This window comes from Sphingomonas sp. CFBP9019, assembly GCF_034045155.1.
GTDB lineage: Bacteria > Pseudomonadota > Alphaproteobacteria > Sphingomonadales > Sphingomonadaceae > Sphingomonas > Sphingomonas aerolata.
On the sequence record NZ_JAXCWK010000001.1, the window covers coordinates 221,187 to 233,140 of the forward strand.

The following is an 11,954-nucleotide window of genomic DNA, read 5'->3' on the forward strand; positions in this document are numbered from 1 at the left end:
TAGGTCGCGCGTCGTGACAGGAAGCCTGCGCGTACCACCCGGATGTTAGATAGTGGTTAAGCCCCCGGCGTGGCGCCGACGAGGCTAAGTCCGACCGCCTCGGCGACCTTGATGCCGTCGACGCCGGCCGACAGGATCCCGCCCGCATAGCCCGCGCCTTCGCCGGCGGGAAACAGGCCGATCGTGTTCAGGCTCTGAAAATCGTCGCCGCGCGTGATCCGGACGGGGGACGAGGTACGCGTCTCGACCCCGGTGAGGACCGCGTCGGGGTGATCATAGCCGGGAATGTCGCGACCAAATACCGGCAGCGCCTCGCGCATCGCGGTGACCGCGAACTCGGGAAGGCATTCGGCGAGATCGGTGAGGTGGACGCCGGGGCGGTAGGACGGGATGACCGAGCCGAGCGCGCTCGACGGGCGGCCGGCGAGGAAATCGCCGAGACGCTGCGCGGGGGCCTTATAGTCCGAGCCGCCCGCGACATAGGCGCGCGATTCCCAATGGCGCTGCAATTCGATGCCCGCCAGTGGATTGCCGGGATAGTCACGCGCAGGGTCGATGCCGACGACGAGTCCCGAATTGGCGTTGCGCTCGTTGCGCGAATATTGGCTCATGCCGTTGGTGGCGACGCGGCCTTCCTCGGACGTCGCCGCAACGACCGTACCGCCCGGGCACATGCAGAAGCTGTAGACGGTGCGCCCGTTCGTGCAGTGATGCGACAGGCTGTACGCGGCGGCGCCGAGATCCGGATGGCCGGCACAGGGGCCGAACCGCGCCTCGTCGATCCAGGATTGCGGATGTTCGATGCGGACGCCGATCGAGAAGGGCTTCGCCTCAAGGAAGACGCCGCGGTCATGGAGCATGTGAAAGGTGTCGCGCGCGCTGTGCCCGACCGCGAGCACGACATGATCCGCCTCGAGATAGTCGCCGGTATGCAGATGGAGCCCGCGGATGCGGCGCGTGCCGTCCGCATCGACCGCGATGTCGAGATCGTCGACGCGGTGCTCGAAGCGATATTCACCGCCGAGCGACTCGATCGTCGCGCGCATCGCCTCGACCATCGTCACCAGCCGGAACGTGCCGATATGCGGATGCGCCTCGGTCAGGATCTCGGGGGGAGCGCCGGCCTTGACGAACTCGGTGATGACCTTGCGGCCGAGATGGCGGGGATCCTTGATCTGGCTCCACAGCTTGCCGTCGGAGAAGGTGCCCGCGCCGCCCTCGCCGAACTGGACGTTGGACTCGGGGTTGAGGACGCTGCGGCGCCACAGACCCCAGGTGTCCTTGGTGCGTTCGCGGACCAGCTTGCCGCGGTCGAGGATGATCGGGCGGAACCCCATCTGCGCGAGGATGAGGCCGGCGAACAGGCCGCACGGCCCTGTTCCCACGACGACCGGGCGACGCGCGCCCGGCGTCTCGGGTGCCTTGGCGACGTGGCGGTAGCCGGTATCGGGCGTCGTGTTGACGTGACGGTCCTTGCGGAACCGCGCGAGGATCGTCGCCTCGTTCTTCGCGGTGACGTCGATCGAATAGACGAGCTGGATGTCCATCTTGTCGCGCGCGTCATGCGCGCGCCGCGCGACGGTATAGCGGATCAATTCGCGGGGGGTGATGCGCAGCCGCTTGCAGACCGCGGCGGGGATCGCTTCGTCGGCATGGTTGAGCGGCAGCTTGAGTTCGGTGATGCGGAGCATGGGGCCCTGTAACGCGGGCCGCGTGGTTTCGCCATGAGCTGTGGTACCGAAGCGCAGACCGTGCAGGCCTTGCCCTGGAACGGCCCGGACTGCACGGTATCGGCATCCGGGAACAAGGGAGCTAGCCGATCAACAGCGCCGTCGTCATCGTCGCGATGCTTGCCTATGGCACCGCGTTGTTCGGGATCGCCTGGGTCGTCGATCGGCGCGGGCTTTCGCCGCGCATGGCGCGGATCGCCTATCCCTTGTCGCTGGCCGTCTATTGCAGCAGCTGGACGTTCTTCGGCGGCGTCGGCACCGCGGCGACGCGCGGCTGGGATTATCTGTCGATCTATCTCGGCCCGGCGCTGGTGTTCCTGCTCGCGCCGGGATTCCTGACGAAGCTCGTCCGGCTGGCGCGCGACGAAGGGTCGAGCTCGATCGCCGACTTCATCTCGGCGCGTTATGGTCGCAGCCGGAGTACCGCGGCGATCGTCGCGGGAACCGCGCTGGTCGCGTCGATCCCCTATATCGCGCTGCAGCTGCGATCGGTGACGCTCAGCTTCGGCGCGCTGGTCGGGATCGGCGGATCGGTGCTGGTCGGGCCGCTCGTCGCGCTGCTGCTGGCGACGTTCGCGATCAGCTTCGGCGCGCGACGCTATGAAGTGGCGGGTGGCAATACCGGCGTGGTCGCGGCGATCGCGGCGGAGTCGCTGATCAAGCTGCTCTGCTTCGTGGCGCTCGGCGGATTTGCGCTGACGCTGCTCGCGACGATGCCGGCCGCGCGGATCACGCTGCCGCTGACCGGGTTCGTCGAGGGTTTCGCGCCCGGCGCGCTGACCCCCGACTTCTTCGTCCGCACGCTGCTATCCGCCTGCGCGATTCTGTGTCTGCCGCGTCAATTCTATGTCGGGATACTAGAAGCGAGCGGCCCGGCGGCGGTGCGGCGCGCGCGCTGGCCGTTCATCGCCTATCTCGCGGTGATCTCGGTGATGGTCCTGCCGCTCGTGCTCGCGGGGTTGGCGGTGCTGCCCGCCGATACGCGACCCGACCTCTATGTGCTGGCGGTCCCGCTGGCGCGCGACAACGATCCGATGGCGCTGCTCGCGTTCATCGGCGGGTTTTCCGCCGCGACCGCGATGGTCGTCGCCGAGACGATCGCGCTGTCGACGATGGCGACCAACGACCTGCTGGCCCCATTACTGCTGCGGCGGCAGACCGATGGCGGGGAGGGCGATCTGGGGCGGCGGCTGCTGCGTGTCCGGCGCGTGATCATCGCCGCGATCGTCGCCGCGGCTTTGTGGTACGGCACGAGCATCGGCGACGAGCTGTCGCTCGCATCGATCGGGCTGATCGCGTTTGCCGGCGTTGCGCAGTTCGCGCCCGCGCTGATCGCAACCGTCGGCTGGGGCTTTGCCGATACCCGGGCGGCACGCGGCGGGTTAATCGGCGGCGTCGTCGTCTGGGCCTATTGCCTGTTGATGCCCTCGGTATTGGGTGGTTTCGGCGCCAGTCTTGCGAAAGCGAGCGGCGGACTGCTCGACCCCGATGCGCTGATGCGGGTCGCGCTCGGGTCCCCACTGGTCAACGGCACGATCTGGAGCCTGGGCGTGAATATCGCGCTGATGGCGGGGCTGCACCTGTACGCGGCGCGGCGGCGGGTGTTCGGGGGACGGCACAGCGTGCTGGATCACGTTACGACCTTTGGCGAGCTGAAGATCCTGGTCGCGCGCTTCGTCGGCGATGCCGAAGCCGCAGAGGGGCTGGACCCGCTGTCACGCGATCCGGGCGCGCCGATCGACGGACGCGCGGCCCGTCAGGCGGAGCGGCTGATCGCGGGCGTGATCGGCGCACCCTCGGCGCGGCTGATCGTGACGTCGAGCCTGGCGGGTTCGGCGATGGACGTAGGCGACGTCGTCCGGCTGCTCGACCAGCGGGGGCGCAGCCTGCGCTTCTCGCGGTCGCTGCTGTCGGCAACGCTGGAGACGATCGACCCGGGCGTCAGCGTGATCGACGCCAATCTGAGGCTGGTCGCGTGGAATCCGCGCTATGTCGAGATGTTCGACTATCCCGAGGACTATGTGATCGCCGGACGGCCGATCGCCGATCTGATCCGCTACAATGCCGAGCGCGGCGAATGCGGGCCGGGTGGCGTCGAAGCGCATGTGTCGCGCAGGCTCGCACATCTCGAACGCGGCCTTCCGCACAGTTTCGAGCGGCTTCGACCGTCGGGGCGGTGGATCAAGACAGTGGGTCAGGCAATGCCGGGCGGCGGCTATGTCCAGAGCTTCACCGACATCACCGCGGAGAAGACCGCGCAGGCGGAATTGGAGGCCCGGGTCGAGGCGCGGACGCATGATCTGGCGCAGTCGAATACGATGCTCGACGAGGCGCGGCGGCATGCCGAGACCGCGACGCGCGACAAGACCCGGTTCCTCGCGGCGGCAAGCCATGACCTGCTTCAGCCGCTTCATGCCGCCCGGCTCTTCTGCGCGGCGCTCGACGAGGGCAAGGCGCCGCACCAGGCCGACCTGGTCCGCGCGATCGATGGCGCGATCGGGTCGGCGGATACGCTGCTGCGGGCCTTGCTCGACGTGTCGCGGCTCGATGCGGGCGGGGTCGTGCCGAAGATCGAGCAGTTCGTGCTCGGGGACCTGATCGAGGAACTGGCCGCCGAGTTCCGGCCGCTTGCCGGCGAACGCGCGTTGAACCTCGCCTCGCACCCGGGGGCGCACATCGTTGCCACCGACCGGTCGCTGCTGCGCTCGATCCTGCAGAACTTCCTATCAAACGCGGTACGCTACACGCCGTCGGGGCGGATCTGGATCGGCGCGCGGCGGCGCGGCGGTGACGTCCTGGTCGAGGTGCGGGATAGCGGGCCGGGCATCGCGGCGGGTGACCGTGAACGGATCTTTGCCGAGTTCGAGCGGGTGGAGAGCAAGGGCAGCGCGGGCGGCGGTGTCGGCCTGGGGCTGGCGATCGTGCAGCGGATCGCGCAACTGCTCGACCTGCGGATCGAATTGCGGTCGCAGCCGGGTGCGGGATCGACCTTCGCCGTTCGCGTTCCGCTGGCGGCGCATGCGACGCTGCCCGACCGTGCCAGGACGGCCCCGGTCCTGCGCGACCTGCCGCCGGGGCTGCGCGTGCTGTGCCTCGACAATGATGCCGCCATTCTCGCGGCGCTCGACGCGGCGCTCCGGTCGCGGCGCTGCGTCCCGCTGCTGGCGGCGACGATCGAGGAGGCGATGACACTGGCGGCGGACGAGGAGCCCGACGTCGCGCTGATCGATTTCCATCTCGAGGTGGCGCAGGACGGACTGGACGTTGCCGAACGCCTGTCGGCGATGGCGCCGGCGCCCGCGATCGCGCTGGTGACCGCGGACCGCAGCGCGGCGGACGATCCGCGCTGTGCCGGGATCACCGTCCTGACCAAGCCGGTGGTGCCAGGCGAGCTATGGGCATTCCTCGAACAGGCATCAGCGGCCGCGGCTGCGGTTTGAGGTGCTGACCCAGCGCGCCTATTTGGTCGGGGCGCTGGTGAAGTCGATCTTGATGCGGACCCAGGCGCCGATCATCTTCTTGCCGCCGACCCGGGGCGGCAGCACGCGGAACTGCCATGCGGCCTGGCGCATTGCGCGGGCCAGCCCCGAGCCGACCGGGGATTCGCCGAGCGACCGGCAATTCTCGACCCTGTAATTCTCCGCGGTCCGGCAGGCGATGAGCGCCCAGCTGCCCGGGGGGGCGCCATTGGGAACATAGCCCGCAAGTTCGGCATGGCTCGGTTCGGTATACCATTCGGCATTGTAGAGCCGCTCGCCACTTGGACCTTCGCCTGGGCCGTAGGCAGAGCCGCTGTCCTTGCCGGCGCCCGCGCCATCGGTGTCGGATCCGCCAGCCTGGCGATCGCCCGGGTGCGACGGGATTTTCGATATGTCCGCCGAATCGAACAACTCCATGCCGCCCGCCAGCATCTTGGGGAAGGCCGGGGCAGGCGTGACGGGGCGCGGGTCGGATGCCGGCGCGGTCGATGGCGGGCGGGGCGATCTGGGCGAGGCGCCGCCGGCGACCTTCTTCGCCTTTTCGATCACCGGGCGTTGCGGGGTCTCGGGTTTCGTCTCGCGGTCGGGTAGCAGGCGGAAGCTGCTGGGCGGGGGCGTCGGCTCGGGCTTGGTCGGCGTTGGCGCGAGCCGCAGCAGCAGGAGAATGACGACGACATGCGCGGCGATCGCCAGCAGGAATGAACGCGCGCGCCGCCAAAGCGGCTGGCGCGATCGGTTCGACGCGGACAGGTAGGACGTCGAAGCCATTGATGGTCGCCTAGACCGCGCAGGAGGGTGTCGCAAGACGTCGATTGCCGTGCGGCTAGTCTTGCGAGTGGGAGGCGGTCGGCTAGTCGGCGAAGCGAATGTCGAGCGCGCGCGCGGCAAGCACCGCCTGGGTGCGGTTCTGGACGCCGAGCTTGCGCAGGATCGCGGTCATGTGGCCCTTTACGGTCGCCTCCGACACGCCGAGATCGAACGCGATCTGCTTGTTAAGGCGCCCCGCAAGGACGCCGAGCAGCACTTTCAATTCGGTCGGGGTAAGGCTGGCGACGCGATTGGAGATGTCGTCGGCCGGTAGGGCGGCGACGGGGGCGTCGCGGTCGCCCGCCAGCGCGCGGGCGACCGCATTTTCGAGCGTGGCGAGATCGGCGGTCTTCGACACGAAGCCGACCGCGCCATAGGCGCGCGCGCGCGGCGCGGCCTCCGCCTCGTCGGCGGACGAGATGACGACGATCGGCGTGTCGGGACGCTCAGCATGCAGCAGCGCGACACCCGCAAAGCCCTCCGACCCCGGCATCCGCAGATCGAGCAGGATGAGATCGAGGCGGGCGGCGCCGCGCGCCGCCTCGATCGCCTCGCCGAGCTGCCCCGCCTCGAGGATCGTCGCATCGGGGGCCGCGCGACCGACCGCCAGCTTCAACGCCTGGCGAAACAGCGGGTGGTCGTCGGCGACCAGGATCGTGCTCGCGGTCATGCGAAGGCGGCGGTGGCCTTTTCGCGACCCGTGATCAGCGCGTCGACGACCGTCGGATCGGCGAGCGTCGAGGTATCGCCCAGACCGTCGAGCTGGTTCTCGGCGATCTTGCGCAGGATCCGGCGCATGATCTTGCCCGAGCGCGTCTTGGGCAGGCCGCGGGCGAACTGCAGGACATCGGGCGTCGCGATCGGACCGATCTCGCGGCGGACCCATTGCACGAGTTCCTTGCGCAGCTCCTCGCTGGGTTCGGCATTCGCGTTGAGCATGACATAGGCATAGATGCCCTGGCCCTTCACGTCGTGCGGCATGCCGACGACCGCGGCTTCGGCAACCTTCGAATGCGCGACCAGCGCGCTCTCGACCTCGGCAGTGCCCATGCGGTGGCCGCTGACGTTGATGACGTCGTCGACGCGGCCGGTGATCCAGTAATAGCCGTCCGCGTCGCGGCGGCAGCCGTCACCGGTGAAATACTTGCCCGGATAGGTCGAGAAATAGGTCTGGAAGAAGCGCGCATGATCGTTCCACACGGTCCGCATCTGCCCGGGCCAGCTGTCGGCGATCACGAGATTGCCCTCGACCGCGCCGTCCAGCACCTTGCCGTCGGCATCGACCAGCTCGGGCACCACGCCGAACAATGGCTTGGTCGCGCTGCCGGGCTTGAGCGCGGTCGCGCCGGGGAGCGGGCTGATCATGTGTCCGCCGGTCTCGGTCTGCCACCAGGTGTCGACGATCGGGCAGCGGCCTTCACCGACGACATTGTGATACCAGTTCCAGGCCTCGGGGTTGATCGGCTCGCCGACCGACCCGAGCAGCCGGAGCGACTTGCGGCTGGTCCGCGTGACCCAGTCGTCCCCTTCGCGCATCAGCGCGCGCAGCGCGGTCGGCGCGGTGTAGAGCGTGCTGACCTGATATTTGTCGACGATTTGCCAGAAGCGGCTGTGGTCGGGGTAATTGGGGACGCCCTCGAACATCACCGTCGTCGCGCCGTTGGCGAGCGCGCCGTACAGCGAATAGGTGTGCCCCGTGACCCAGCCGACATCGGCGGCGCACCAGAAGACTTCGCCTTCTCGGTAGTCGAACACATATTCATGCGTCATCGACGCCCAGATGAGATAGCCGCCGGTGGTGTGGAGCACGCCCTTGGGCTGGCCGGTCGATCCGCTGGTGTAGAGGATGAACAGCGGATCCTCGGCGTTCATTGGCTCGGGCGCGCAGTCGGTCGACTGGTCCGCGACGCACTCGTGATACCAGCAATCGCGGCCGTCGGTCATTGCGATGTCGCCGCCGGTGCGGCGGACAACGATGACCGTCTCGACGCCGAGATCGCCCTGATCGAGCGCGGCATCGACATTGGCCTTCAGCGGAATCGTCTTGCCGCCGCGCAGCCCTTCGTCCGCAGTAATGACGACGCGACTGTCGCAATCGTGAATCCGGTTGCACAGGCTGTCGGGCGAGAAGCCGCCGAACACAACCGAATGGATCGCGCCGATCCGTGCGCAGGCGAGCATCGCGAACGCGGCTTCGGGGATCATCGGCAGATAGATCGTGACGCGGTCGCCCTTCGCAACGCCGCGTGCCTTCAGCGCATTGGCGAGCCGCGAGACTTCGTCGCGCAGCTCGGCGTAGCTGATCGTGCGCGAGTCGGCGGGGTCGTCGCCTTCCCAGAGGATCGCGGTCGCGTCTGGGCGTGTATCGGCGTGGCGATCGACGCAATTGGCGGCGACGTTGAGCTGGCCGTCCTCGAACCAGCGGATGCGGAAATCGGCCTCGTCGAACGATGTGTCCTTGATCTTGGTCGGGGGAACGATCCAGTCGAGCCGCTGCGCCTCTTTCGCCCAGAAGGCATCGGGATCAGTCGCGGCCTCGGCATACATCCGGTCATAGGCGGCGGCATCTATCCGTGCGTCCTTGGCCCATGCTGCGGGAACGGGATAGCTGGCCTCGGTCATCACACTCTCCTTTTGCCGCCGTTCTAGACGGTCGCGCGGTACGCGGCACCCCCAACCAAAGTCAGGGATGATCCCGCCCGGGCGATCCGCCATCGTCGTGTTGCTTGCATCTACGCGTCAGACCGGTGGAGCAACCAGGAGGTTGGGATGAGACGATCGGTATTCACGACGTTGCTGCTGGGCACGGCCCTTGCCGGGCTGACGCCGGGCGCCGCCTTCGGCCAGACCGCGCGAGAGGCGGAACTCGAAGCACGGCTCAAGGCGCTCGAAGCAGCGGTCCAGGACCTTCGCGGTGAGTTGACCGCAGCGCGTGCAACCGCCGCCGCGGCCCCGACTGTGCCCCCACAGACCGCCGTCGCTGCGTCGCAGGTGACGGCGCCGGCCGCATCGCCCGGCGCGACCAATGTGGCCCAGGCCAAGCCTGTCGCAACAAATTCGGCACCGACCGATGGTTTTCGCATGGGGAACACGACGGTCAAGCTGGGCGGCTTCGTTCGCCTCAACGCCATTGCCAGCCGCTACAGCGGTGGCGAGGTCGCGGTCGGGGGGCTGGGCAAGGAGTTCTTCTTGCCGCAGCAGATTCCGGTCGGCGGCGGGTTCTCCAGCCAGGACCTGTTGCTCTCCGCGCGCCAGACCCGCCTGCAGTTCAGCACGGCAACCCCGATGAACGGTACCGACATAAAGACGCTGGTGGAGTTTGATTTTGCGCTCGCGACGGCGCCGGTCGGTGCCCAGCGCGCGACCAACCCCTACACGCCCACTTTCCGCCGTGGCTTCATCGAATATGGCAATCTGCTGGTCGGGCAGGAATGGTCCACCTTCCAGAACATCGCGGTGCTGCCCGAGACGACCGATTTCGTCGGCCCGCTGGATGGCACGGTGTTCAACCGCCAGGCGCTGATCCGCTACTCCATCCCCTTGCGAACCGGGCTGACGTTGCAGGTCGCGGTTGAGAATCCCGAAACGGAAACGGCGCTGCCCGCCAATGCGGCGCTGGTCGACACGGATGACGACCGCCTGCCGGACGTGGTGGCACGGCTGAACTGGAAGTCGACACTGGGCGATTTCGCACTGGCCGGCATCGCGCGCGAATTGCGCACCGATACGCTGGGCCGCGGCGATACCGCCTTTGGCTGGGGCGTTTCCGGGTCCGGGAAAATCCCAATCGGCAAGCGTCACGACCTGCGTTTCATGGCGACCTACGGCCAGGGCATCGGCCGGTATCTGGGATTGGGATATGTCCCCGACGCGATCTACGGCGGCACCGCGACGCAGCTCGAGCGGATCGACAATTTCGCGGGCTTCGCGGCACTGCGTATCGGCTGGACCGATGCGATCCACTCGACGCTGATGGGCAGCTACCAATCGGCCGATTATCCGGCCGGCGTGATCGTCACGGGGCTGGCCAATGCCAAGTCCTATGGCGGCGCTGCCAACCTGTTCTGGTCGCCGGGCAAGGGCTTCGACATCGGCGTCGAATATCGCCACGCCGTCCGCGAACTGGTTTCGGGTGATACCGGTGCGCTCGACCGCATGGAATTCGCCTTCAAATACGGGTTCTGATCGCCCGACGCTTAAAAATACCACCGCTCCACTTGAGAGGATACCGCCATGGCAACGACAACAGGGGACGCATCTCCCCTTGGTCACGTGAAGCAGAGCCAGCCACTGATCATTATCGCATCGTCGCTCGGCGCGGTGTTCGAATGGTATGACTTCTATCTCTACGGGCTGCTCGCGACGATCATCACCGCGCAGTTCTTCTCGGGCGTCAACGAGACGACCGGGTTCATCTTCGCGCTCGCGGCGTTCGCAGCGGGGTTCGCGGTGCGGCCGTTCGGTGCGCTGGTATTTGGGCGGATCGGCGATGTCGTCGGGCGCAAGAACACCTTCCTCGTCACGATGGCGATCATGGGCCTGTCGACGTTCCTCGTCGGCCTGCTCCCGAGCTATGCCTCGGTCGGCGTCGCCGCGCCGATCGCGCTGGTCGTGCTGCGGCTGCTGCAGGGCCTCGCGCTCGGCGGCGAATATGGCGGTGCTGCGACCTATGTCGCCGAGCATGCGCCCGACAAGAAGCGTGGGCTGTTCACCAGCTTCATCCAGACCACGGCGTCGCTCGGTCTGTTCGCCGCCCTGCTGATCGTGATCGGCGTGCGCACGCTCGTCGGCGAGGAGGCGTTCGCGGCTTGGGGCTGGCGCATCCCGTTCATCGTCTCGATCGCGCTGCTCGCAGTGTCGCTCTGGATCCGGATGCAGCTCGAGGAGAGCCCGGTGTTCCAGAAGATGAAGGAAGAGGGCAAGACTTCCAAGGCACCGCTGACCGAGGCGTTCGCCAAATGGGGCAACCTCAAGATCGTGCTGATCGCGCTGTTCGGTGCGGTCGTGGGGCAGGGCGTCGTGTTCTACACCAGCCAGTTCTACGCGCTGTTCTTCCTCGAGAAGAACCTGCGTGTCGACGGGCCGACCACCAACATCCTGATTGCGATCGCGCTGCTGATCGCGACGCCGGCATTCATCTTCTTCGGCTGGCTGTCGGACAAGGTCGGGCGGAAATGGATCATCCTGACCGGCTGTGCGCTCGCCGCACTGACCTATATGCCGTTGTTCCACGCGCTGTCGAAGGCGGCCAACCCCGCGCTCTATGCCGCGCAGCTGTCGTCGCCGGTCAGCGTCGTCGCCAACCCCGACGAATGCTCGGTACAGTTCGATCCGGTCGGCAAGAACAAGTTCGACAGCAGCTCGTGCGACATCGCCAAGTCGTATCTGGCCAAGGCGGGCATTTCCTACACCAACGTCGTCGCACCGGCGGGCACGGTCGCACAGATCCACATCGGCGGCGCGACCATTCCGGTCGTCAATCCGGCGATCGTGACAGGGGCCGATCGTACTGCAGCGATCAAGGCGTTCGGGGCCGAGGTGAAGACCGCACTGACCGCGGTCGGCTATCCCGAAAAGGCGGACCCGGCGCAGATCAACAAGCCGATGGTCGTCGCGATTTTGGTCCTGCTCGTGCTGTACGTGACGATGGTCTATGGCCCGATCGCCGCGCTGCTGGTCGAATTGTTCCCGACGCGAATCCGCTACACGTCGATGTCGCTGCCCTATCATATCGGCAATGGCTGGTTCGGCGGGTTCCTGCCGACCGCGGCCTTCGCAATGGTCGCGGCGACCGGGGACATCTATTACGGGCTCTGGTACCCGATCCTGGCCTGTGCGGTCACCGCATTGGTCGGTCTGGTCTTCCTGCCCGAGACGTTCCGCCGCTCGCTGCACGGCTGAACGCAAGTATCGAGCAGTCCCGGGGTGCGGCAGCCGC

General features: G+C 67.4%; 7 protein-coding genes. 3 read left to right on the forward strand and 4 right to left on the reverse strand.

The genetic code is table 11. The features are described from left to right. Positions 1 to 56: 56 nt before the first annotated feature. Positions 57 to 1,691: an NAD(P)/FAD-dependent oxidoreductase gene (locus tag SOM18_RS00905; RefSeq protein WP_031439479.1), complete on the reverse strand. Its 1,635-nt coding sequence runs from the start codon at positions 1,689 to 1,691 to the stop codon at positions 57 to 59. 155 nt (positions 1,692 to 1,846) lie between these two features. Here SOM18_RS00905 and SOM18_RS00910 point away from each other — a divergent pair, with 155 nt between their 5' ends. Further along, positions 1,847 to 5,170, forward strand: coding sequence for a hybrid sensor histidine kinase/response regulator (locus SOM18_RS00910; RefSeq protein WP_031439478.1), 3,324 nt, complete (start codon positions 1,847 to 1,849; stop codon positions 5,168 to 5,170). 18 nt (positions 5,171 to 5,188) lie between these two features. On the opposite strand, the gene SOM18_RS00915 is transcribed toward SOM18_RS00910, so the two are convergent. The 3 genes from SOM18_RS00915 to acs form a co-directional block, all read right to left on the reverse strand. After that, a complete protein-coding gene (locus SOM18_RS00915) occupies positions 5,189 to 5,977 on the reverse strand; it encodes a hypothetical protein (protein WP_031439477.1) in 789 nt (262 codons plus the stop codon). An 82-nt stretch (positions 5,978 to 6,059) separates the two neighbouring features. Beyond that, positions 6,060 to 6,686, reverse strand: coding sequence for a response regulator transcription factor (locus SOM18_RS00920; RefSeq protein ID WP_320481161.1), 627 nt, complete (start codon positions 6,684 to 6,686; stop codon positions 6,060 to 6,062). After that, on the reverse strand, positions 6,683 to 8,638 hold the full coding sequence (acs, locus tag SOM18_RS00925; protein ID WP_031439090.1) for an acetate--CoA ligase: 1,956 nt from the start codon (positions 8,636 to 8,638) through the stop codon (positions 6,683 to 6,685). The genes SOM18_RS00920 and acs overlap by 4 nt, the downstream gene beginning before the upstream one ends. A gap of 147 nt (positions 8,639 to 8,785) precedes the next feature. Between acs and SOM18_RS00930 the strand changes: the two genes are divergently transcribed. Both SOM18_RS00930 and SOM18_RS00935 read left to right on the forward strand, forming a co-directional pair. Next, on the forward strand, positions 8,786 to 10,201 hold the full coding sequence (locus tag SOM18_RS00930; protein ID WP_320481162.1) for a DcaP family trimeric outer membrane transporter: 1,416 nt from the start codon (positions 8,786 to 8,788) through the stop codon (positions 10,199 to 10,201). A gap of 48 nt (positions 10,202 to 10,249) precedes the next feature. After that, positions 10,250 to 11,917: an MFS transporter gene (locus tag SOM18_RS00935; protein ID WP_031395000.1), complete on the forward strand. Its 1,668-nt coding sequence runs from the start codon at positions 10,250 to 10,252 to the stop codon at positions 11,915 to 11,917. Positions 11,918 to 11,954 lie beyond the last annotated feature (37 nt).

Bases quoted from the DNA above. Each gene is read 5' to 3' on its own strand.
- SOM18_RS00905 (WP_031439479.1), bottom strand. From the start codon at position 1,691: ATGCTCCGCATCACCGAACTCAAGCTGCCGCTCAACCATGCCGACGAA.
- SOM18_RS00910 (WP_031439478.1), top strand. From the start codon at position 1,847: ATGCTTGCCTATGGCACCGCGTTGTTCGGGATCGCCTGGGTCGTCGAT.
- SOM18_RS00915 (WP_031439477.1), bottom strand. From the start codon at position 5,977: ATGGCTTCGACGTCCTACCTGTCCGCGTCGAACCGATCGCGCCAGCCG.
- SOM18_RS00920 (WP_320481161.1), bottom strand. From the start codon at position 6,686: ATGACCGCGAGCACGATCCTGGTCGCCGACGACCACCCGCTGTTTCGC.
- acs (WP_031439090.1), bottom strand. From the start codon at position 8,638: ATGACCGAGGCCAGCTATCCCGTTCCCGCAGCATGGGCCAAGGACGCA.
- SOM18_RS00930 (WP_320481162.1), top strand. From the start codon at position 8,786: ATGAGACGATCGGTATTCACGACGTTGCTGCTGGGCACGGCCCTTGCC.
- SOM18_RS00935 (WP_031395000.1), top strand. From the start codon at position 10,250: ATGGCAACGACAACAGGGGACGCATCTCCCCTTGGTCACGTGAAGCAG.